Below are 22,512 nucleotides of genomic sequence, written 5' to 3' on the forward strand. Positions count from 1 at the left end.
CTATCAGGGAATCGCAAAGCTCCTTGTCTTTCTTTTCGAACTGGTTTGGATGGCTCCAGAGTCTGAGGAAGGCATGTTTACACAGCCACGCGACGAGTCTTTCGGACTGGGTTACGTCTGCGCCCATTCTGAACTCCTGTTAGGTATTGGCGTCTTGTACTGCTTGAGAAGCGCCCCTGGAACGAGGTAAAGGTGCCGGTTGGCACGGGTGCAGGCGGCGTAGAGCTTGTTTCTGGTGCTTGCCGGGAGCGTGGTCAAATTACCTTTTTTGTATGCCTTCGAGACGTTGTCAGGCAGGACGACGCACACGTCTTTGAAATGGTCCAGCCCTTTCGATCCGCCCCAGTTGAGCGAATGGCATTCGTACTTGCTGCTCTCGCTGTAGAAGAGCTTCACGGTCGCGCCGTCGGCGAAGAGCTCGTCGGCTCGCGCCTGTTCGCACACCATCTCTACGAGCGCTTCATGATCGCCGTGCGCTTCCATCTCGATGCCGAGCTGGGCCTTTACGAAACCGCATACTGCGGGCGCACAGCGGTGGCTCTTGACCAGCGATTTGTCGTCAATGGCAATCCCTAGCTCTCGGAAGCGGTCACGGTACCTCGCGTAGTCATCGTGGAGCGATTTGTTTGTCGCCCCGTCTCTGCTGGTGTCGAAGGTGTGCTGGTAGAAGTCCCCGACCAGAAGCACGTCCACGCCCGACGCGGAGGCGACTGCGGAAAGGAAGTTGAAGTCGTGCCCGGCGAAGTCCTGCACTTCGTCAACCATGAGCGAGTCGAAGTACTTGTCCACGCGGGCCACGATGTCGGGAATGGCGTTCCGCTTCTCCAGAAACAGGGCCAGCCTGCCGTAGTACATGCGCCGCGCGCCATCGACGTAGTAATTGTCGGAGTCCCGGGAGAACTTCAGCGTCCGCGCAGGAGGAGCGTCCCAGTTGAATCCCCTTGTCTTCATCGCCATGGCGAAGAGCGGTCGGTAGCAGAACGAGTTCAGGAACGAAAAATACGTCGCGAGCCTTATGTTGTGCGGGACGTAGCCGAATTTCTGCATCACCCTGGAACGCAGGTTGGCTAGGTTGTTGTCAGTGAAGGTCAGGATCAGGTGATTGCGGTCCAGAGACAGGCTCTCGATGAGCAGCCGCGTCTTTCCGGACCCCGCGACGGCGAATACTACGCTTTTACCCATGCGATGGCCTCTTGAATGTAGGGCGGGGTAGCGAGGGCTGCTTCCTTTTTTTCGAGGAGTTCGAAGGCCGCGTCGGCCTTGTTTTTCAGCATGTAGTCCTGCACCGGGAGGGTCTTCCGGCCGGGGCCAAAGAGCTCGTCGCACGCGACCGAGTTGTCTGCGTACATGCAGATCTCGAAGGTACTGCGCGCGTTCGCGGGGTCGGCGAACACCTTGACGTGGGCGAGGCCAGCGAAATCCGAATAGCTGTCGACGCAGTTCTTCTGGTGGTCGCCGTCGTTGTCGCGGATGACCGCCGTCCTGATCTCCAACGCCTTGGCCAGCTCAAGATAACGCTTGAAGCTCGTGCCTCCTACCGATATCACATGCACGTCGTCCTGTTCGGGAGTGCGCCCGGCTGCGGCCTTCCTGTAGAAGGCTTCCATGAGGATGAATTCCGCGTCGCCTTCGACGAGGATGACCTTCTTCGACAGGATGAATTCGAGGACGTTGTTGTCGGGCGCCTTCATGAAGAAGTCGGCCGTGCCCGCCGACAGGCCGTTCAGCACGAGGGGGACTCCGGAACTGCTGTTCAGCATGACCACTTTCCGCAGGTCCAGGCGCGTGCAGATAAGGCTGCTGTGGGTCGCCACGAAGACCTGCTTCGTCTTCGATTCACGGATGCTCTGTATGAGCTTCTTGGTGTTCAGGTGGCTCAAGTGGTTCTCGGGTTCCTCAAGGAGGATCGCGTCAAGCGCGTGGGTTCCCGCGTTCTTCTTGAGGGCGAATTCGGTCTTGATAAGGCACTGCTTCCCCTTGCCCTTGTGCTCGATGGGTATGTCGCCCTCTGTGATGACCAGGTCCGTCTCGAGGTTAGACTTCGCATTGTTGCGCACGGTGAACTTGTAGTCGCTGAGGGTGTCGTTGAGTTCCGCCAGGACGTCGGTCCTGAATTGCGTCTTGTGCTTCCGGTACTCATTCTGGAACTTGTATTTCTGGGGCGCGCTGGCATGGGCGCTGTACATGGAGTTGGTGTACTCCCTTGTGGCGTATTCGTGGTTGATCTGGGAACTGTCGATCATCAGGTGCCTGACGTGTTTCGAGTAGCCGGAATAAGGCTGGTCAGCGAAGGTTGCGAACCTGACTGCGTAGTACTCGAATGGGAAGTTTTCGCCGGGCTGCGCGAGGATGTCGACAATCTCCTTTCCGAATTCGTCCATGGGTGCGCAGACCATTCGCAGGCCGTCGCATTCCTTGCCTGCCGAGTTGTTCTTCCCGTTGAGATCGTGGTTGCCTTGGTCGCTGAGGTATATTTCCACGAACATTGTGGGCAGCCTGCCGATGGATCTTGCGCCTCCCGAAAAGAATTTGGCGATACTGTTGATGTTGAGGAGGCTCTCGATTCCTGCCGAGTCCACTTTGCTTCGGCTTCCGCCCAAAGCCAAGTCGATGGCCGTCAGTATCGAGCTCTTTCCGGCTTCGTTGTCGCCGATCAGGATATTCATTTCCTTGTCGAAGTCCACTTCGAACCGCTCGAATTTCTTGAAGTTGGACAGCCGGATCTTTTCAATTGTTTTCATGGCATGGTTTGGTTAACGTGGGCACGGCTTTCGTTTTCGCGCGGCACTGCGGACAGATTACAGGGTAGCGCGCGTCGCGTTCAAGCTCTTGATGTTGCATTGCGCGTGGATCTGGTGGGCCTACGATAGGCTCCCCAGTTCCGGGAAAAGGAACTTCACCAACGCACCGCATTTTTCGTGCGGGACGAACGGCAAGGGATCGTTCACGTAGTCCTTCCGGGCAGCGCTAAGCTTGCTCGCGAACTTTCGGTTGGCATCCTGCTGGTCGAGCAGGCCGGATTTGTCAAACGCCTTGATTGCGCGCATGAACCACTGCAGGTCGCGCCTGTGGCTGCTTATGATCCCGTGGGCGACTGCGATCAGCGTTCCCCTCCGGTCACAGATTGCGCGACCGTGCTTCGCGCAGTAAAGGACTTTCAGCGTCGTGAAGTAGTCCCATATATACGGGGTCGCCTCGACGTCGAGGGCTTGCAGGCGCTTATGGAAAACCTTCCATCTTTCGGAGGCTTCGTCCTCCTTGTCGAGCGGGCCTTCGGCCAGCCACCAGTTCTCGATGTCGGTACGAAGCGCGTCTCCGGCGGAGCGTGGCTCCAGCGCGCGCCTCGCCCCGTCGAAATCGAACCAGAACGCGCGCTGCGTCTCCGGCTGCAAGGTGAGAGTGTGGAAGGGCAGGAGCCTTCGGTGGAGTCCGGAAAGCCCGCCACCCTCAATCGGCTGCACCCAAACGCACTCGACAAGGAACTCCTTCGCTTCGATGGAAGCCTCGACCGTCTTCTGGTTGACGACGAAGGCGTTCAGGTTGTTGCTGAAGAATATGTCGTCTTCCGTCAGACGACGATAATCCTGCTCGAATTCGGCGAATATCCAGAACAAGAGCGCGCCTTCCGCCTGGTAGAAGATTCGCCTGGCGGCTATCACCGAGAGCGGAGTGGTCGAGAGTTGGATCTCGAAGGCGACGCGAATGCCCCCGTACTGTGCCGTGATGTCCGGCTTCCGCCACTGCGACGGGAGGGCGCCTTTCCAGCGGGTCTCCTGGCGGATCTCGTTGAAGCGGCCGTCGAGGGTAAGGCACTGCGTTATCCAGTCCTTCATACGCAAGTGAAGTTTGCTTTCCTTGGCGCCGTTGTACTTCCTTGCGTTGATCTCGTCCTGGTTCAAGTCGCCTGACGTGTTTGCCGGGCAGCTTCCGTCTTGTTCCCGGTGCTTGAAAAAGAAGCGCCGGGTGTTGCGGCTGGAGCATATGTGCACGGCAACCCCGCAGATGGAGCACCGGTACAGCGGGTCGGTTTGCAGGTTCATCCTCACCCGCATGCGGAGGTCCATCAGGTCCTTGATGTCCCTCCCCAAGACCTCTCGAACCGACCGGTGTTGCCCGGTTTCCGTGCACATCACTCCCCGGATTTCCGGATCGTTGACCGCGAGCCATTCGTTCTCGCTGGGCTGTTCCTGTTTGCGCCTCGGGTGCGCGCGCAGTTCGCGGTCGGCTGCGGGATCAAAAGGGGAAAATCCCGGATTTCCGATTTGGCTCATTGGCTTCATTGGGTGCGGCGTCTTGCTTTCTGGTGAAGTATCATTGCTGCCGCTCTTGTCGTTCCGGCACCGGACAACTGGGGCTGATGGCGTCTCATACAGTACTAGCGACCAAGTTCCCTTCTTGAACCGAATGCCTTTTTTGAAGTACGCGGGGGCTTTTGCACGTTTCGCTGCCACATCAATTTTGCCACTGTCGAGCTGATATTGCTAATGGTATAATGACGACAGGGTGATCATGCAAACAAGCATGACAGGACATGCGCTGGTCGGGCCGCCACGCACCACACTTGTGTCCGCTGCCCATGCCCTTGTTCCCTCTTGCATTTCCCCGCTATCTTCTTCGACACGCGCGCCGCCATGCTGCGCCTTTGGCCGTTCCGTTTCTGGTAGACACCTCCTGACGCGCCGCTGTCACGAGCATTCCACACGCCCTCCATCACCACCAGACAATGGCGCCCCCATCCACCAGGACAGGGGGCCGAACACACCATGCGCATCGAAAAAAAACTCTCCAGCACCTTCAATGAATTCATGCAGTCGGGAAAAGCAGGCGGCATTATCCTGATCCTTTGCACCATCGTGTCGCTGGCGCTGGCCAACTCGGCGCTGGGTGCGGACTATCTGGGATTCTGGCACCGCTACGTTGCCGGCCTGAGCATCGAACACTGGGTCAATGACGCGCTGATGGCGATCTTCTTCCTGCTGATCGGCCTGGAACTCAAGCGCGAGCTGTACAACGGTGAATTGTCCGACCTGCGCCGTGCGATGCTGCCCATCCTGGCGGCGGCCGGCGGCATTGCCGTGCCGGCGCTGATACACCTGGCGTTCAACGGTGGCACGCCCACCCAGGCCGGCATCGGTATTCCGATGGCCACCGACATCGCCTTCGCCCTCGGCGTACTGAGCCTGCTCGGCAAGCGGGTGCCGGTGTCGCTTAAAGTCTTTCTGGCGGCGCTGGCCGTGATGGACGACCTTGGCGCCATCATTGTCATTGCCGTGTTTTATACGACCCAGCTATCCTTCGCATACCTGTTCGCGGCGCTGGGCGTGTTCGCGGCGCTGTTCCTGGTGCAGCGCGTGCTGCGCGTGATGGCGCTGTGGCCCTACCTGCTGGGCGGTTCGCTGATGTGGCTTTTCATGCTGCTGTCCGGCGTGCACGCGACGATTGCCGGCGTGCTGCTGGCCTTTGCCATTCCGGATTCGGCTATCGAGGACGATGCCGCTTCACCTTCGCAGCGGCTCGAACATGTGTTGCACAAGCCGGTAGCCTTTTTGATCCTGCCGATCTTTGCGCTGGCCAATACCGGCATCGTGATCTGCACCGGCTGGGCGACAGAGCTGCTGACCAGCAACAGTCTTGGCATCCTGCTGGGGCTGGGCATCGGCAAGCCGGTGGGCATCTTCCTGTTCACGTTTGCTGCGGTGGCACTCGGCGTGTGCCGCCTGCCGCTGGACCTGGCCTGCCGCCATGTGCTGGGCGCGGGTTTGCTCGGCGGTATCGGCTTCACGATGTCGATCTTTATGACCAATCTTGCCTTCGTGGGCCAAGCCGAGGTCATCAACGCATCGAAGATGGCGATCTTGCTGGCCTCGCTTGTCGCCGGGCTGGCCGGATTTGTCTGGCTGAATCTCATGGGTGCACCACAGGTGTCGGATCCCGATCCTGAGACCATGGATTTCGATGACGAAGCGGCGTCGTCCGATATACCATCCGCGCACTAGGCTATCGCTCGCCCAGCTTCGCTTGGGCCGAATCCCGGCAAGCATCCCCGGAGAACAGGCACTAGCGGGCTATGGCTTCCAGTTCAGTGGGAGCCGCAGCATAATGTGAGCTGTTACACAAGCGACCAGCTGATCAACAAGCTGTTGAACCAGTACGCCCGCTTCCGCCATGTGCGAAGGCTTGCTTGACCGCAAATAAAGGATGGATATGTGTCATACTGGCAACGCCAACACCGACGATTGCCACCGCCATGAAAAACCTCCGCCTTGCCCTCGCGCTCGCCTTGCTGGCCTGCGCTTCCACCGTATGGAGCCAGGGGCAGGCGGCACTGTCGAGCGCGCAGGTCAAGCAGCGCATTATTGCCGACTCGATCGCCGCCTATCCGGGCCGCTGCCCCTGTCCCTACAATGCCGCCAAGAACGGCAGCGCCTGCGGCGGGCGCAGCGCGTGGAGCCGGCAGGGCGGCTATGCTCCCATCTGTTATGAGCGCGAAATCAGCAGCGAGATGGTGACGAAATGGCGGCAGGAGCAGCGTGTGGCTGGCGCATGACCCGCTTGATATAAATCCCGATTCAAGCCTCTTTACAGCGACACGCTGTTGTTTCCACTCGTCTGCGTTTCAGCCTGCTTGCTGCTTTGCCATTGTTCACGTAGTAATACTACATTAGCGAACAATTTATTTTTGTAGGATAATAACGAAGCGCATTGTATTTGCCCAAATGCGATTCAACGCAAGTATCCAAGTCAACACAACAATAAATTGCGGGAGTTCCATGCAAGATTCCATCCCCTCCATCCCCTCCGATGTTGCTCCGCCGCGCATCACGCGCCGCCATGCCCTGATCGGGCTGGCTGCCTTGCTGGCGCAGGCCGGTTTCTGGAGCAATCCTTTGTCGGCCGCCATGCCGTCCGGCGCGGCTGCTCCAAGCCCTGCGCCTGGCAGCATGCTGTTCTATACCTTGTCGCAGGCGATTACCGGCCACCAGGATTTGCGCGCGGAAACGGCGGCGCGCATCGAGCAGGCCATGCGCACTAATGTGCCGGGCTTTGCCGAACACTTGCCCGCATTGGGCGCGCTGGTCAAAACCGGCCAGCCGGCGAAAGACTTGCTGGCGGCGGCTACCGCCACCGATGCCAGCCTGCGCGAACTGGCGCTGGCCATCGTGGCCGCCTGGTACACGGGCACGGTGGCCGGCAATGCCGCGCAGGGCACGAAATCCATCGTGGTCGCCTATGCCGAAGCGCTGATGTACCGCACCGTGGCCGATGGGCAGGTGGTGCCGACGTATTGCAACTATGGTCCGCTGTGGTGGCTCAAGGCGCCGCCGCCCGTGCTGGTGTCCGCTCCCGTCGCACCGAAACCGGCGCCTGCACCGGCCACCACCGGCACTCCCGAACCGAAAGGCAAGCAAGCACAATGAAATCCCCCGAATTCAAGAGTAATGGCGACGTGGTCGCCGATGTCGTGATCGTCGGTTCCGGCGTGGTCGGCGCGATGATGGCCGACCAGTTGGCCGCGCAAGGTCACTCCGTGATCATGCTGGAGGCGGGCCTGCGCATCGAGCGCGGCCAGGCGGTGGAGAATTGGCGCAACATGCCGTTCGAGAACCGTGTCGGTTCCGACTTCCAGGGCCTGTATCCGCAAGCGGAAAATGCCCCGGCGCCGCTGTATTTTCCAAAGAATAATTATGTGGAATTGTCCGGCCCCAGCGGCAGCAGTTTCCAGCAGGGCTATTTGCGCACGGTCGGTGGCACCACCTGGCACTGGGCGGCGTCGTGCTGGCGCCATCTGCCGTCGGACATGCGCATGAAAAGCGATTATGGCGTAGGGCGTGACTGGGCCATTTCCTATGATGAGCTGGAACCGTATTATTGCCGCGCCGAGCAGGAAATGGGCGTGGCCGGCCCCAACGATCCGGCGCTGCAGTCACCCAGCGAGCGCAGCAAGCCTTATCCGATGGACATGGTGCCGTGGGGTCATGGCGACAAGCGCTTTGCCGAGGTGGTCAATCCGCACGGCTACCGCTCCGTGCCGATTCCGCAGGGCCGTTCGACGCGCCCGTGGCAGGGCCGTCCCACCTGCTGCGGCAATAACAATTGCCAGCCGATCTGCCCGATCGGCGCCATGTACAACGGCATCCACCATGTGCAGCGCGCCGAATTGAAAGGCGCGGGCGTGCTGGCCGAGGCTGTGGTGTACCGCATCGATACCGACCAGAACAACCGCGTGACAGCCGTGCACTGGTATGACGCCAAAAAGCAGTCGCACAGGGCGACCGGCAAGGCCTTCGTGATCGCCGCCAATGGCATCGAGACGCCGCGCCTGCTGTTGCTGGCGGCCAATCAAAACAATCCGAACGGCATCGCCAACAGTTCCGACCAGGTGGGCCGCAACATGATGGACCATTCCGGTTTCCACTGTACTTTCCTTGCCAATGAACCGATCTGGACCGGCCGTGGCCCGGCGCAGAGCAGCTGCCTCGTCGGGCCGCGCGACGGCGCCTTCCGCGCGCAGTATTCGGCCAACAAGATGATCCTCAATAACATCACGCGCGTCGGTCCGGCCACCCAGCAGTCGCTGAAGCTGGGCCTGGTCGGCAAGGACCTGGACGACGAGATCCGCCGCCGCGCCGCGTTTGGCGTCGACCTGTCGATCAGCCTGGAACCCTTGCCGGAAGCGCATAACCGCCTGACCTTGAGCAAGACGCGCAAAGACCCGCTGGGCCTGGCTTGCCCGGATATTTACTATGACGTGGGCGACTATGTGCGCAACGGCGCCAAGGCCGCGCATGCGCAGCTGGAACATATCGGCAAGCTGTTCGGCGCGGTGGAGTTCAATATCACCAGCAGCCTGAACGCGAATAACCACATCATGGGCGGCGTGATCATGGGCAGCAACCGCCTCGATTCAGTCGTGGACGGCAACTGCCGCGCCCACGACCATGCGAATCTGTGGCTGCCCGGTGGCGGCGCGATGCCGTCGGCCAGCGTGGTCAACACGACCCTCAGCATGGCCGCGCTCGGTTTGCGCGCGGCCGACGATATTGCCCGTACCCTGGCGCGGGAGGCCGCATGATGCGCCGTGTATTGAGCGCCACGGCAGTTTTGCTGGTGGCCATGAGCTCGGTCCTGGCCGCGCCGCCCGTGACCCTGACGCCGGACCGTCCCGCCGTGCCGGCTGCCACATCCGCCTCGTCCGGCCAGGATGCGCGCCTGGAGCGGGGCCGCTACCTGGCGATTGCCGCCGACTGCATGGCCTGCCATACGGCCGCCAGCGGCAAGCCATATGCCGGCGGTTACGCCATCGACTCGCCGCTGGGCACGATCTATGCGACCAATATCACGCCATCGACAAAAGGCGGTATCGGCCATTACACGGAGGCCGACTTTGCGCGCGCGCTGCGCCAGGGCGTGCGCGCCGACGGCAGCCATTTGTATCCGGCCATGCCGTACACCAGCTATGCGCTGCTGTCGGACGCCGATGTGGGTGACCTGTATCACTATTTCATGCACGCCGTAGCACCTGTCGACGAGCCGGCGCGCCAGACCAAGTTGCCGTTTCCCTTCAATGTGCGGCTGTCGATGCTGGGCTGGAATGCCTTGTTCCTCGACGACAAACGCTTCGTGCCCGATGCGGGCAAGAGCGCGCAGATCAACCGGGGCGCCTACCTGGCCGAAGGGCTGGCCCACTGCAGCGCCTGCCATACGCCGCGCAATATGCTGATGGCCGAAGTGGGCAGCCAGCAACTGGCCGGCGCCAACCTGGGGTCGTGGCATGCACCGAACATCACCTCTGACGCCATCAGCGGCATCGGTGGCTGGAGCGATGCGGAACTTGCCGCTTACCTGAAAACCGGCCACGTGGAAGGCAAGGGGCAGGCGGCCGGCGGCATGGCCGAGGCGATCCAGAACAGCCTGCAGTTCTTGCGCGACGACGATGTGGCGGCCATCGTGGCGTATTTGCGCACCGTGCCGCCCGTGCGCGCGGCCGGCCAGCAGAAGCCCGCCTACCGCTATGGCGGCGCCGTCAGCGAGGAAGCAGGCTTGCGCGGCACGGCCAGCTCCACCGAGCACCATTCGCTGAACAGTGGCAAGGTGTTGTTCAGCGGCTATTGCGCCAGTTGCCACTCGGCCAGCGGCGCCGGCAGCACGGGCCAGGCGTATCCGGCGCTGTTCAACAATACGGCGACCGGTGCGGCCACGCCGGCCAACCTGGTGTCGGCGATTTTGTTTGGCGTCGAGCGCAAGATCGGCAAGGAAGGCGAAGAGGTGGAAGCGTTCATGCCGCGTTTCGACCAGCGTTCTTACGTGCAAGCCTTGACCGACGAGCAGGTCGCCTCGATCGCCAATTATGTGCTGAAGCAATATGGCAACCCGGCTGTGTCGGTCACGCCAGCCTATGTGGCGCAGGCGCGCCGCGGTGGCGAAACGCCGCTGCTGGCCCGCTTGCCGCACTTTATCGTGCCGGCCGGCGTGGCTGCCTTGCTGGCGCTGATAGCCTTGCTGGTCTGGCGCCGCAGCCGTCGTCAGAGCAAGGATTGAGCGCCAGCTTTTGAGTCTTTGCCATAACTTGCAGTAAAATGCAGGATGAAAAATGGTTACGAGCAATCGTAGCCATTTTTTGTTCTTGCCTGCCCGGCCGCTCATTATTGTTCCAGGTGAAATCAACCATGTCGCATTCCCTGCATCACCAGTTCCTGCGCTTTGCCGCCGTCGGCGCTTCCGGCACGCTTGTGCAGTATGCCGTGCTGTGGACCGGCGTCACAGTCTTTGGCGTCGACGCCGCCGCCGCGGCTTCCGGACTGGGCTATATCCTGGGCTCGGTCGTCAACTATATGCTCAATTATTTTTTCACCTTCAAGAGCGACAAGGGCCATGGCGAGGCGGCCGCCAAGTACTTCAGCTTGCTGGCCGTCGGCTGGTGCATCAATACCGGCCTGATGTGGTTTTTCGTGCATGAGCAGGGCTGGCATGTCTGGCTGGCGCAGGTACTGGCGACCGGCATCGGCCTGGTATGGAATTTTGCCGGCAGCCGCTGGTGGGCCTTCAAGCCGGCCGGCACGGCGAAGTAAAAGCAATACAAAAACAAGATGCGCGCTGGCCACAAGCACGCGCACGTTTCGACCAACTCAAGGGGTTACTCATGCAGTTCCTGGAACGCTATTTCAAACTGAAGGACAACGGCACCAATGTGCGCACCGAGCTGCTGGCCGGCCTGACCACATTTTTGACGATGGCCTACATTATTTTCGTCAATCCCAGCATCCTCGGCGATGCCGGCATGCCCAAGGATGCCGTGTTTGTCGCCACCTGCCTGGCGGCCGCCATCGGCACCCTGATCATGGGCCTGTACGCGAACTACCCGATCGCGCTGGCGCCGGGCATGGGCCTGAACGCGTATTTCTCGTACACGGTGGTGAAGGGCATGGGCATGAGCTGGGAAGTGGCGCTGGGCGCCGTCTTCATTTCCGGCTGCCTGTTTATCCTGGTCAGCCTGTTCAAGGTACGCGAGCTGATCATCAACAGCATCCCGCCCGCGCTGCGCACGGCCATCACGGTCGGCATCGGCCTGTTCCTGGCGATTATTTCGCTGAAAAGCGCCGGTGTGGTGGTGTCGAATCCGGCCACCATTATCGCCTTGGGCGATTTGCACCAGCCGGCGCCCATCCTGGCCATCATCGGCTTTTTCATTATCGTCGCGCTCGATCGCCTGAAAGTGCCGGGCGCCATCCTGATCGGCATCCTGGTGATCACCGTGTCGAGCTTTTTCTTTGGCGGCAACCAGTTCAACGGCATCGTCTCGGCGCCGCCGGCGCTGGAGCCGACCCTGTTCAAGCTCGATATCATGGGCGCGCTGTCGATCGGCATCGTCAATGTGGTGCTGGTGTTTTTCCTGGTTGAATTGTTCGACGCCACCGGCACCCTGATGGGCGTGGCCAACCGCGCCGGCCTGCTGAAGGATGGCAAGATGGAGCGCATGAACAAGGCGCTGCTGGCCGACAGCACGGCGATCGCCGCCGGCGCCTTTCTCGGCACCTCGAGCACCACGGCCTTTGTCGAAAGCGCGGCCGGCGTGCAAGCCGGTGGCCGCACGGGCCTGACGGCTGTCGCCGTCGCGCTGCTGTTCCTGGGCAGCCTGTTCTTTGCGCCGCTGGCCCATACCGTGCCGCCATACGCCACCGCGCCGGCGCTGCTGTATGTCGCCTGCCTGATGCTGCGCGAACTGACCTTCATCGACTGGGACGACAGCACCGAGAGTATCCCGGCGGCCATCACCGCGCTGATGATGCCGTTCACCTATTCGGTCGCCAGCGGCGTGGCTTTTGGTTTCATTACCTATGCGGTATTGAAACTGCTGACGGGCAAGGGCAAGCAGGTGTCGGTGGTGGCTTATATCATCGCCGCCATCTTCCTGTTCAAGTTCATTTACCTTGGCGCAGAATAGGATCGGGATTTTTGATGCCGTGCAGATTGCTTCTGGACACAGGAAAAATCGGCGTATATAATACGGCCTCACTTCCCTGATAGCTCAGTTGGTAGAGCGACGGACTGTTAATCCGCAGGTCCCTGGTTCGAGTCCAGGTCGGGGAGCCAGAACAAGCAGCAAAGTAAAAAGCCCGGGCTTCACAGCCTGGGCTTTTTGCGTTACAGGGTGCTGATAATGGTTTGCTGCAGCTTTTCGGGCTCATCCTTGTGTATCTGATGCCCGGAGCGTTCAAACAGGAACAGGTTTTTCTTCGGCGCCTGCAATTCATTAAAATAGGCTTGGGTAATGCTGGCCGAGGTCTGGATATCGTTTTTGCCGACGAAAAAATAGACCGGGCATTCCGCTTTCCGCAAGCTGTCGCGCAGGTCGATCGTCATCACCTTGGTCCAGACCGGTGACCAGGTTTTTGTCCATTCCAAAAACATCTTCTTGAAATCGTCACTGACTGCATAGTCCATGCCGTCTTTGTAGAACAGCCATTTCCTGATGTAAAACAGGTTGTCGTCGCTGGTGAAGGCGGTATCGACTTTGGCCAATTCGCCACTGGCGACGGGGTTATCCTTGAAATGGCGTTTCAAGGTGTCGAGCAATTCGCGTTCGCTGGCCAGCTGGCTGACGACAGGGTTGACGGCGAAATAGGCGTGCAGCAGTTCCGGGTGCTGTTTGACGACATGGAATCCCAGCACATTGCCCCAGGAACTGCCCAACAAATAAATTTTCTGCTGCTTGAATTCTTTTCTCAGCAGGTTGACGACTTGCAGCGTGTCGTCTTGCATCTGCTCCACCGATGGCGGCACGGGTGAGGGATTGAGTTGCAAGGTCTTGCCCGCGTCTCGTTGATCCCATTGCACGATCGTAAACCTGGTTTTCAGGAGTTGGGTAAACGCATCCGCATTCCGTATCATCGAGCTGCCTGGCCCGCCCGATAAAAACAGCAGCACGGGTTTGCCGGTATCGTCGGTTTTGATGTCGATGAACTGTTTGATGCCACCGATCTCGGGCGTCAGCGACTTTTCCATGTGCACGGCTTGCGCCTGGCATGCGGCAAACGGCAACAGGGCCGACACGAACAAGGCTGTGAGGTGTTTTCTTATCATGATGTCGAGTCTAGCATCTTGCCTATTGGGAATATACGCGGATTGTTTCATGCAGCAACAGCGGATAAAAAAGGCCACGTGCTGCACGTGGCCCTGTCGTTCACGCGGTTACCTGGGCATCAGGGGTCGACCAGCACGTCGAAGCGAATATTGAGCGGGCTGTTCCAGGAAATGTCGACCCAGGCGCGGAAGCCGCCGTCATACGGGGCGATGTTGTACACCGCCATGCGGGCCGCGCCGATAAAACGGCTCTGGGCATTCGCGCCGTACTCGCTGATATTGAGGAAGACGCGGGAATTGGCACGCACGCTCGCTTGCGTGAAATTGACGTTGGGGTGGACGCCATTGGCGCGCCAGATATAGTAGGTGGTGAACGAGGCGCCGCTGAGGTTTGCCGTTGCCTCCTGGTCGCCTGCATCTTGTGCGGTTTGCCCTTCCTGCGGCATGTCCGTGGTCTCTGGCTGCAGATTGCTGCCGGTACGATTTTGTTCTTGTATATCCATGATGGTCTCCTGGTTGATGAGTTGGACTCCGTGCCAGTCTGCTGTCGAGTGGCGAGGTTCATTCTAGGCGTGCGCTGCCGGGGCGGCACCGTGAGGACGTCAGCACGTTTGCGTTGCCACAAACCTGTCGCAGATGCATTTTCCTGCCAGCTATTTTTACGGCGATGGCGGGCGTGCCGGGTGCGCCGATGGCACAATGCAGGGATCTTGTTCATCGTGATGCGCCTGCCCATGCCGATATTGACACTCCGTCCTGACCACGAACTGTATTACGAATTGATCGACGGCGACCCGGCGCGGCCGGTGCTGGTCTTCCTGCACGAGGGCCTGGGTTCCTGTGCCATGTGGAGGGATTTTCCCGCCCGGTTATGCCAGGCCACCGGCTGCCGCGGCTTGCTGTATGACCGGCTCGGCTATGGCTTGTCGTCGCCGCTGAAGGCGCCGCGCCGGCTGCATTATCTGCACGACTACGCGCTGCGCGAATTGCCGGCGGTGCTAGATCGCCTGATCCCGCAGCAGGAGCATATCGTGATCGGCCATTCGGACGGCGGCAGCATCGCCTTGATCCATGCCTCGCAGCAGCCGGCACACTTGCGCGGCATTATTACCGAAGCGGCCCATGTGTTTGTCGAAGCGGTGACGCTGGCCGGCATCCGCACCGCCAATGCCGCCTTTGACGCCGGCAAACTGCGGGCGCTGGCGAAGTACCATGGCGACAAGACGCAGACCATATTCAAGGCCTGGTCGGATACCTGGCTCAGCCATGGATTTCAATTCTGGAATATCGAATACCTGCTGGCGTCGATCACTTGCCCGGCGCTGGTGATGCAGGGCAGCGCGGACCAGTACGGCAGCGCGGCCCAGGTCGACGCCATCGTCGCGAAAGCCTTGCATGCGGTGCCGGCGATGATCGAACAATGCGGCCATACGCCGCACCAGGAGCAGCCGCAGGCCGTGCTCGAACTGATGCGGGTTTTCCTGGAAGGACGCATCGCCGCCGCACGCTGAGTCAATCTCAAGCTCAGTGGCAGGCCGGGTCGCTGTCCCAGCGGCCGGCGCAGATGCGCGCGCGGCACAGCATGCCTTCGATCAAGCCCAGTTGCCGGCAGCGCTGCAGCAGGCTGGCGGTTTCTTCTTCATCCTTGCGCAGCACCACGTCGCGCGGTGGCTCCGCTCGTTGTCCATGGGCGACGATGGCCGCCAGCAAGGTCACGTCGCTGTCGCCGGCCGCGGCGTCCGGCCTGGGCTTGACGGGCGTCGCGCGCGCGGCCGCCTGGCGGCCTGGCGCATGCTGCTTGTGCTGCGCCGCAGCCGCAGCCGGTGGCGCCGGTTCGGCGGCAGGCGCTTCATTGATGATGGTGGCGGCCGCCGGAGCGGGCGCGGGCATTTCCGCAGGCGACGGCCCGGGGGCGGGCGCCGCGCTGCGCTGCACGGTCAGTGGCGCCGGCGCCGCCAGCATCGCCTCGTAGGCCAGCCAGGCCAGCAGCAGGAATGTGATCCCCAGCACGGCGCCGACGATGGCCAGCCAGCCGGGCCGCCACTGCAGTGCCGGCCGCGGTGCGGAAAACGGCGTGCTGCCGTATTCCAGCTGCGACAGGATACGGTGGCTGTCCGCCATGCCGGCGCGGGCCAGCAGGTCCGGGCCACCCTTGCGTCCATCGTTGCTTGTGCTTGTGCTTGTCGCCAAAATAGTACCTCCGACCTGATCGAATTCGATCTCATTTGATAAATGCCGCGCCCTGCCGGGACGCTCGCGCCTACGATTTGGCGATACCTGCTGGCAACCCTTGACGGAGTGTCCGATGCTGATCGCCCTGATCCTGATGTACTTCCTGCTTGCCTCGTTTGCCTGCTGGCTGCTGCTGTTTCCCTCGGGCCGCGCCATGCTGGTGCAGGCGATGGTCAACCTGGGCTGGCGCATGCATGGCCGCGCCCGCAAGCTGAACCAGGGCGGCGGCGCGCAGTGGCGGCAGCTGCAACAGCTTAGCCACCGTTCCGGCCATGGCGTGGCGCGCGGCTGGCGGTGGCTGCTGCGCCATCGTTGGCTGTCGCTCGGTGGCGCCTTGCTGGTCGTGGTGCCGCCACTGCTGGCCTGGCTGGCCAGCGACCGCATCGCCTTGCGCGGCTATGCGGACCGGCAATATGTGATCAATGACCAGGTCAGCGACCTGCTCAAGGGCGAGCAGCTGGCGCCGCCGCCCGCCTTGCCGCCGCTGGTATTTACCACTGCCGAGGTGACGCAGCTGCGGCCGCTGCTGGGCGGCGCCAGCCGCAACTGGCAGTTGCTGGACCAGGACTTTGCGCAGCGCCTGCTGCTGGTGTTCAAGATCATGAAGGAGATGCATGGCTATGACATGGTGCTGCTGGAAGGCTACCGCAGTCCGGCGCGGCAAAACCAGCTGGCCGCCGCCGGGCCGAGCGTGACCAACGCGAAGGCGTTCCAAAGCTATCACCAGTACGGCCTGGCCGCCGATTGCGCATTCATGCATGAGGGAAAACTCATCATTTCCGAAAAAAATGCCTGGGCCATGCGTGGCTACCGTTTGTATGGCGTGACGGCCGAATCGGTGGGCCTGCATTGGGGCGGGCGCTGGACCATGATGGATTTCGGCCATGCGGAACTGCGCCAGCGCGGCGTGCTGGGGAACTGACGGCCAGGGCCTGCGCGCCAGCCATTCTAGCCCGGCGCCGCGACCGGTTTTTCTCAGGCGAACTCATGCTTGCGCAGCGTCAAGCATGGCGCGCCGGGTGGGTTGGCCCGGGCCGGAATACTTGTTGCAAGTCAACAAAGCACGGCTTTTTTACTGTCAGCATGGTTCGGTTCGCCCTTGCGGCGGCGCCCGTTTTGTCGGACTCAACCAGGACCCACCATGCTGCGACGAATCTGGAATTTCCTCACCGATAGCCGCCACCTGACCATTTTCGGCTTCGTGGCGCTGGCCCTGTTCCTTTACCTGGGCACCGAAGTGCTGGAACTGGCGCTGGTCTGGGCGCTGGTCTTGCTGCTGCTGGCCTTCGTGATCTGGCTGGCGCTGTGGCTGCTGCGCCGGCGCCGCGCGCGCCGCGACGCCCAGGCGCTGGGCCAGGCCATCCTCAACCAGGCCGAGATCGCCGCCGCCAATGCGGCCCAGGCCGCCACGCCGCGGGATGGCGAAGTCGATGCCGTGCGCACCGGGCTGCTGGCCGCCATCGAAACCATCAAGACTTCCAAGCTGGGCCGCAAGTCGGGCGCGGCGGCCCTGTATGAACTGCCGTGGTACATGATCATCGGCAACCCCGCCGCCGGCAAGAGCAGCGCGATCCTGCATTCCGGCCTGCAGTTTCCATTTGCCGATGGCAAGGTGGTGCAGGGCGTGGGCGGCACCCGCAATTGCGACTGGTTCTTTACCACCGACGGCATCGTGCTCGACACGGCCGGCCGTTATTCGGTGGTCGAGGAGCACCGTGGCGAGTGGTTCGGCTTTCTCGACCTGCTGAAAAAATACCGGCGCAAGGCGCCCATCAACGGCATCATCATCGCCGTCAGCATCGCCGAACTGGGGGGCGACCCGGATGTCGGCATGCAGCTGGCGCGCAGCCTGCGCAAGCGGGTGCAGGACGTGATCGAACGCCTGGAAGTGTTCGCGCCGCTGTACATCGTGTTTACCAAGGCCGATCTGATCGCCGGCTTCACCGAGTTCTTTCTGGATGCGGAACGCAGCGAGCGCGAGCGGGCCTGGGGCGCCACCATGCCCTACCAGCGCAAGCTGCCGACGCCGGAATTGCTGGCGTTCTTCGACCAGAGTTTCGACGAGCTGCACGCCGGCCTGACGGAACTGAGCCTGGCCAATATGGCGCACCGCCAGCGCAAGACCATGCCGCCCGGGGTGTTTACGTTCCCGCTCGAATTTGCCGCCATCAAGCCGTCGCTGCGGGCCTTTATCGCCACCCTGTTCGAGGAAAATCCGTTCCAGTTCCAGCCCGTGTTTCGCGGCTTTTATCTGACCAGCGCGCTGCAGGAAGGCGTGCCTGTCAGCGCTTCCTCGCAGCAGGTGGCGCAACGCTTCGATCTCACCTACGCGCCGCCGCCGGTGGCCGCCGGCCAGCGCCAGCATGGCTACTTCCTGCTCGACCTGTTTCGCAAGGTGATCTTTGCCGACAAATACCTGGTCTCCAACTACGCCAGCCGGCACCGGCTGCGCTTCAAGTACGCGGTGTTTTTCACGGCCACCGTGCTGCTGGGCGCCTGCCTGGGCGGCTGGAGCTGGTCTTACCTGGGCAACCGCCAGCTGGTGGCCAATGTCGAGGCGGACATGAACAAGGTGCTGCGCCTGCAGGAGCAGCGGCTCGACCTGCAATCGCGCCTGGAAGCGCTGGAGATCCTGCAGGACCGCATCGAGCAGCTGGACGCGTACCGGCATCACAGCCCGTGGTCGCTGCGCCTGGGGTTGTACCAGGGCGAACTGCTGGAACGCAAGCTGCGCGAAGAGTATTTCGCCGGCGCCCGTCACGTCATGCTCGAACCGGTGACGGCCGGCCTGGAAGGCCTGCTGGCCGAGATGAACGCCAATGCCGGGCAGCTGCAGCCGGCCTCGCGTGCGCCGCAATCGCCCGCAGCCGTGCCGGGCGGCCAACCCTACCAGGCGGCCAGCGCCACCAATGTCGAAGACGCCTACAACGCGCTGAAAACCTATCTGATGCTGGCCGATAAAAGCCATGCCGAAAGCAGTCATTTGAACGATCAGATGGCGCGCTTCTGGCGCGGCTGGCTGGAAAACAATCGTGGCGCCATGCCGCGCGAGCAGATGATACGCAGCGCGGAAAGGCTGCTGACGTTTTACCTGGCGCAGGTGGGCGATCCGTCGTGGCCGCGCATCGAGCAGAAGCTGGCGCTGGTCGACCAGGCGCGCGAAAACCTGCGCCGCGTGGTGCGCGGCATGCCGGCGCGCGAGCGCGTGTATGCGGACGTCAAGGCACGCGCCTCGACCCGCTTTCCCGGCGTGACGGTGGCGCGCATCGTCGGCGAGGCGGACCAGGGCCTGCTGCTGGGCAGCCACGCCGTCTCGGGCGCCTACACGCGCCAGGCCTGGGAAAAATTCGTCGAAGGCGCTTTCCGCGAGGCCGCCAACCGCGAGCTGCAAAGCGCCGACTGGGTGCTGAAAAGCGCCTCCACCGACGACCTGACCCTGGAAGGCAGCCCGGAACAGATCGAGAAAAACCTGGTGGAACTGTACAAGGCCGATTACGCGCGCGAATGGCAAAAGTTCGTGCAGGGCGTGGCGGTGGCCGACCTGAAAGGCTTCGATGGCGCGGTGCAGGCGATGAACCGGCTGGGCGACCCGCAATCGTCGCCGATCGCCAAGCTCCTGAACACGATTTACGAGGAAACCTCGTGGGACAATCCGGCCCTGCAGAACGCCCAGCTGCGCCAGGCCGAGCGCGGGATCATCGCCTGGCTGAAGGACACTTTCCTGCGCCGCGCGCCGTCGCAGCTCACCTCCAACCCGGGCCTGAACGCGCAGATCGATCCGGCCCGGCTCGACAAACCGATGGGGCCGATCGGGCGCGAGTTTGCCGGCGTCGGCAAGCTGGTGGCGGCGAAAGAGAAGGATGCCTCCCTGATGCGTTCCTACCTGGAAGCGCTGTCGAAATTGCGCAGCCGGTTGAATCAGCTGAAGAACCAGGGCGACGCCGGCCCCGGCGCCAAGCAGTTCATGCAGCAGACGCTCGAAGGCAGCGGCTCCGAACTGGCCGACGCCCTGAAACTGGTCGACGAGCAGATGCTGACCGGCATGAGCGACGCGCAGAAGCAGGCGATCCGGCCTATCCTGGTGCGCCCGTTGATGCAGACCTTTGCGGTGATCGTGGCGCCGGCCGAACTGGAAGTGAACAAGACCTGGTCGGCCCAGGTGTACGAGCCTTTCCAGCGCTCGCTGGCGAACAAATATCCGTTTGCCCCAAATGCACGCATCGAAGCCAGCCACCTTGAGATCGGCCAGTTCTTCGGCCCCGAAGGCCTGGTGGCCAAATTCGTCACTACCGCGATGGGGCCGCTGGTGGTAAGGCGCGGCGACGTGCTGGCGCCGCGCACCTGGGCCGACATGGGCATCAGCCTGTCGCCGCAGATGGTGGCCCGTTTTCCCGGCTGGATCGCGCCGCTCGGCGCGGGCGGCGCGGCGGCCACCTCCGGCGCGGCGCAGACCGTGTTCCAGATCCTGCCGTCGCCGGCGCCCGGCACGCTGGAATACACGGTGGAGATCGACGGCCAGCAGCTACGCTACCGCAATACGCCGGCCCAGTGGACCAATATGGTGCATCCGGGCCCGCAAGGTGGTTCGGGCGCGAAGATCACCGCCATCACCTTTGACGGGCGCACGGTGGAGCTGTTCAACGAACCGGGGCAGTTCGGCCTGAAGCGCATGATCGACGCCGCCGCCAAGAAGCGCAAGGACGCCGGCGTCTTCGAATTGCGCTGGACGCGCGGCGAGGTGGCGGTGGCGGTCGACCTGAAAATTACCAGCAGCCCGGAAACCACGGCCGCCGCCGCGGGCGGAACTGCGGCGGCGGTACAGGAGCAGGGCTTTCGCGGCATGCAACTGCCGGAAACCATCGTTGGCGTGGCGGGAACCTCGCCGGTGGCCCTGGCGGGAGCGGCGCCATGACGGCCGCGCCGCAGGCCGTGCGCCTCGCTTATTTTGGCAAGCTGCCCGCGCGCGGCGACTTCGTCAAGGCTTGCGACAATCACGCGCTGGTGCAGCTGCTCGACGACTGGCTGGCGCAGGTGATGAGCGCACTGACGATGGAGCCGCGCTGGAAGCTCAATTACGACGCGCTTGCGCCGCTGCGCTTCGCCTTTGTCGGCACGCGCAGCCGGCGCGCCATCGCCGGGCGCCTGGAGGCCAGTTGCGATGTGTCGCAGCGCCGCTTTCCCTTCATGGCCATGAGCGCGATCGAGGTGCCGGACGCCGGCGCCTTTGTCGGCTGCAGCCCTTTGGTGCTGTCGCCGCTGTGGCAGCGCCTCGACAGCCTGTGCGCGGGCATGCTGTCGCAGGCCGATCCGGCACCGGCGCTGCTGGCGCTGGCCGGCGAGGTGGTGCAGGTCGACCCGGGCGATCCTGGCCATGCGGCGCGGCTGTCAAGCTTCCTGCAAGCGCAGACCTTGCACTCGCTGCAAACGATGCTCGCCTCGCCCACCTTTCCCGTCACGGTGCGCGAACTGCTGCTGGGCCTGGGCATGCTGCTGCAGCCGGTGCGGCAAAGCGGGCATGGCAGGAGCATACGTCTGGAAAAAAACCTGGTGCTGCCGCTGCCGGCCGATGAAGGGCTGCGCGAACTGGTGGCCAGCTTCTGGCTGCACTTGATCCTGCCCTTCCTGCAGCCGCTGGACTTTGAACTGGCGCTGTTCTTTGCCCACCTGGGCGAAGCGCCGGTGCTGCTGGTCGGTTTTTGCGGCGCCGATCCGCATGCGCTGCGCGCGCTGATCGACCCGCAGGCGGCGGGCGAACGCTTGATCGTGCTCGACCAGCTGGATTGGGTCGAAGACGCCCTGGCGCCGGCGCCGGCGCTGCGCCATTTGTCCGCCTGCCTGCAGCAGGAGCAGCTGTCGCTGCGCTCGGCCTGCGCGATGTTTGACGATACCTTTGCTTGAACTTTGCTTGAAGGATGGCGATGAAACCACTGACCTTGTTCCTGCCGCTGGCGGCAATTTTCAACGTCCATGCGCAAACCCAGGCGCCGGCGCCCGCCTCGCCGCAGCCTGGCCAGATCCTGGTGACCGGCACCGTGGCCGACGAAGCGTCCAAGGCAGCCGTGCTGGCGCGCTTGCGTGAATTGTATGGCGCCGAGCGCGTGGTCGACCAGGTGGCGGTGGGCGCCGTGGCGGTGCCGGCCAACTGGAACGCGCATGTGCAAAAACTGCTGACGCCGAATCTGAAACTGATCACGCGCGGCCAGCTCAGCATTGACGGCAGCATTGTCAGCGTGCGCGGCGAAGTGGCCAACGAAGCGCAGCGCCAGCAGATCGCCAGCGAGATCGCCACCAGCCTCAATCCTACCTACACCGTCAACAATGGCTTGCGCATCGCCGCTGCCGAGCAGGGCGTGCTCGATGCGGCGCTCGACAAGCGCATCATCGAGTTCGACAGCGGCCAGGCCAGCATCACGCCTGCCGGCCTGGCCATTCTCGACGAGATGGCGGCCGCCATGCAAAAGCTCAAGGGACGCAAGGTGGAGGTGATTGGCCATACGGACAATACCGGCCTGCGCGCCAGCAATGTGTCGCTCAGCCAGGCGCGCGCCGAAGCCGTGCGCAACTACCTGGCCAGCAAGGGCATCGCGCCGGACACCGTGCTGACCTCGGGCCAGGGTCCGGACCGCCCGGTGGCCAGCAATACGACGGTCGATGGCCGTGCCAGGAACCGGCGCATCGAGTTTCGCATCGCCGAGTAAA

General features: G+C 62.4%; 18 protein-coding genes and 1 tRNA gene. 13 read left to right on the forward strand and 6 right to left on the reverse strand.

All coding sequences use genetic code 11. The features are described from left to right. Positions 1–111 precede the first annotated feature (111 nt). The 3 genes from Q8L25_RS13625 to Q8L25_RS13635 all read right to left on the reverse strand — a co-directional run bounded on the left by Q8L25_RS13625 (position 112) and on the right by Q8L25_RS13635 (position 4,271). The gene (locus Q8L25_RS13625) at positions 112–1,182 is read right to left on the reverse strand and encodes an AAA family ATPase (RefSeq protein WP_308925332.1); all 1,071 of its coding nucleotides are present in this window, start codon (positions 1,180–1,182) and stop codon (positions 112–114) included. After that, positions 1,167–2,741 carry an AAA family ATPase gene (locus tag Q8L25_RS13630; RefSeq protein ID WP_308925333.1) on the reverse strand — a complete coding sequence of 525 codons (1,575 nt, stop codon included), beginning with the start codon at positions 2,739–2,741 and terminating at the stop codon, positions 1,167–1,169. The genes Q8L25_RS13625 and Q8L25_RS13630 overlap by 16 nt, the downstream gene beginning before the upstream one ends. Before the next feature lie 120 nt (positions 2,742–2,861). After that, positions 2,862–4,271, reverse strand: coding sequence for a DUF6035 family protein (locus tag Q8L25_RS13635; RefSeq protein ID WP_308925334.1), 1,410 nt, complete (start codon positions 4,269–4,271; stop codon positions 2,862–2,864). Between the two features lie 492 nt (positions 4,272–4,763). Here Q8L25_RS13635 and nhaA point away from each other — a divergent pair, with 492 nt between their 5' ends. The 8 genes from nhaA (at position 4,764) to Q8L25_RS13675 (ending at position 12,591) form a co-directional block, all read left to right on the forward strand. Continuing rightward, the gene (gene nhaA, locus Q8L25_RS13640; protein WP_308925335.1) at positions 4,764–5,996 is read left to right on the forward strand and encodes a Na+/H+ antiporter NhaA; all 1,233 of its coding nucleotides are present in this window, start codon (positions 4,764–4,766) and stop codon (positions 5,994–5,996) included. Positions 5,997–6,247: 251 nt separating this feature from the next. Next, positions 6,248–6,547, forward strand: coding sequence for a hypothetical protein (locus Q8L25_RS13645; RefSeq protein WP_308925336.1), 300 nt, complete (start codon positions 6,248–6,250; stop codon positions 6,545–6,547). 223 nt (positions 6,548–6,770) lie between these two features. Further along, complete coding sequence (locus tag Q8L25_RS13650; RefSeq protein WP_308925337.1) at positions 6,771–7,418, forward strand: sugar dehydrogenase complex small subunit; 648 nt, start codon at positions 6,771–6,773, stop codon at positions 7,416–7,418. Further along, positions 7,415–9,073, forward strand: coding sequence for a GMC family oxidoreductase (locus Q8L25_RS13655; RefSeq protein WP_308925338.1), 1,659 nt, complete (start codon positions 7,415–7,417; stop codon positions 9,071–9,073). Before Q8L25_RS13650 ends, Q8L25_RS13655 begins: the two co-directional genes overlap by 4 nt. Then, positions 9,070–10,539, forward strand: a complete 1,470-nt coding sequence (locus tag Q8L25_RS13660; RefSeq protein WP_308925339.1) for a c-type cytochrome — start codon at positions 9,070–9,072, stop codon at positions 10,537–10,539. Before Q8L25_RS13655 ends, Q8L25_RS13660 begins: the two co-directional genes overlap by 4 nt. Before the next feature lie 128 nt (positions 10,540–10,667). After that, complete coding sequence (locus Q8L25_RS13665) at positions 10,668–11,069, forward strand: GtrA family protein (protein WP_308925340.1); 402 nt, start codon at positions 10,668–10,670, stop codon at positions 11,067–11,069. Between the two features lie 71 nt (positions 11,070–11,140). Then, positions 11,141–12,442, forward strand: coding sequence for an NCS2 family permease (locus tag Q8L25_RS13670; RefSeq protein ID WP_308925341.1), 1,302 nt, complete (start codon positions 11,141–11,143; stop codon positions 12,440–12,442). A gap of 73 nt (positions 12,443–12,515) precedes the next feature. Further along, positions 12,516–12,591 (forward strand) — tRNA-Asn (locus tag Q8L25_RS13675). A 51-nt stretch (positions 12,592–12,642) separates the two neighbouring features. On the opposite strand, the gene Q8L25_RS13680 is transcribed toward Q8L25_RS13675, so the two are convergent. After that, a complete protein-coding gene (locus Q8L25_RS13680; protein WP_308925342.1) occupies positions 12,643–13,632 on the reverse strand; it encodes an alpha/beta hydrolase in 990 nt (329 codons plus the stop codon). A gap of 68 nt (positions 13,633–13,700) precedes the next feature. Beyond that, a complete protein-coding gene (locus Q8L25_RS13685; protein WP_308925343.1) occupies positions 13,701–14,084 on the reverse strand; it encodes a hypothetical protein in 384 nt (127 codons plus the stop codon). Positions 14,085–14,315: 231 nt separating this feature from the next. Between Q8L25_RS13685 and Q8L25_RS13690 the strand changes: the two genes are divergently transcribed. Next, on the forward strand, positions 14,316–15,092 hold the full coding sequence (locus Q8L25_RS13690) for an alpha/beta hydrolase (RefSeq protein ID WP_308925717.1): 777 nt from the start codon (positions 14,316–14,318) through the stop codon (positions 15,090–15,092). A gap of 13 nt (positions 15,093–15,105) precedes the next feature. Here Q8L25_RS13690 and Q8L25_RS13695 read toward each other — a convergent pair whose 3' ends face one another. Further along, positions 15,106–15,771, reverse strand: coding sequence for a hypothetical protein (locus Q8L25_RS13695; protein ID WP_308925344.1), 666 nt, complete (start codon positions 15,769–15,771; stop codon positions 15,106–15,108). A 115-nt stretch (positions 15,772–15,886) separates the two neighbouring features. Here Q8L25_RS13695 and Q8L25_RS13700 point away from each other — a divergent pair, with 115 nt between their 5' ends. From Q8L25_RS13700 to Q8L25_RS13715, 4 genes are all read left to right on the forward strand, one after another. Continuing rightward, entirely contained in the window at positions 15,887–16,735 is an 849-nt protein-coding gene (locus Q8L25_RS13700) for a M15 family metallopeptidase (RefSeq protein WP_308925345.1), read from the forward strand. A gap of 219 nt (positions 16,736–16,954) precedes the next feature. Continuing rightward, positions 16,955–20,725 carry a type VI secretion system membrane subunit TssM gene (gene tssM, locus Q8L25_RS13705; RefSeq protein ID WP_308925346.1) on the forward strand — a complete coding sequence of 1,257 codons (3,771 nt, stop codon included), beginning with the start codon at positions 16,955–16,957 and terminating at the stop codon, positions 20,723–20,725. After that, the gene (gene tagF / locus Q8L25_RS13710) at positions 20,722–21,711 is read left to right on the forward strand and encodes a type VI secretion system-associated protein TagF (protein WP_308925347.1); all 990 of its coding nucleotides are present in this window, start codon (positions 20,722–20,724) and stop codon (positions 21,709–21,711) included. Before tssM ends, tagF begins: the two co-directional genes overlap by 4 nt. A 20-nt stretch (positions 21,712–21,731) precedes the next feature. Further along, entirely contained in the window at positions 21,732–22,511 is a 780-nt protein-coding gene (locus Q8L25_RS13715) for an OmpA family protein (RefSeq protein ID WP_308925348.1), read from the forward strand. The last annotated feature ends 1 nt before the right edge of the window (position 22,512 follow it).

This window comes from Janthinobacterium sp. J1-1, from assembly GCF_030944405.1.
Taxonomy (GTDB): Bacteria; Pseudomonadota; Gammaproteobacteria; order Burkholderiales; family Burkholderiaceae_D; genus Janthinobacterium.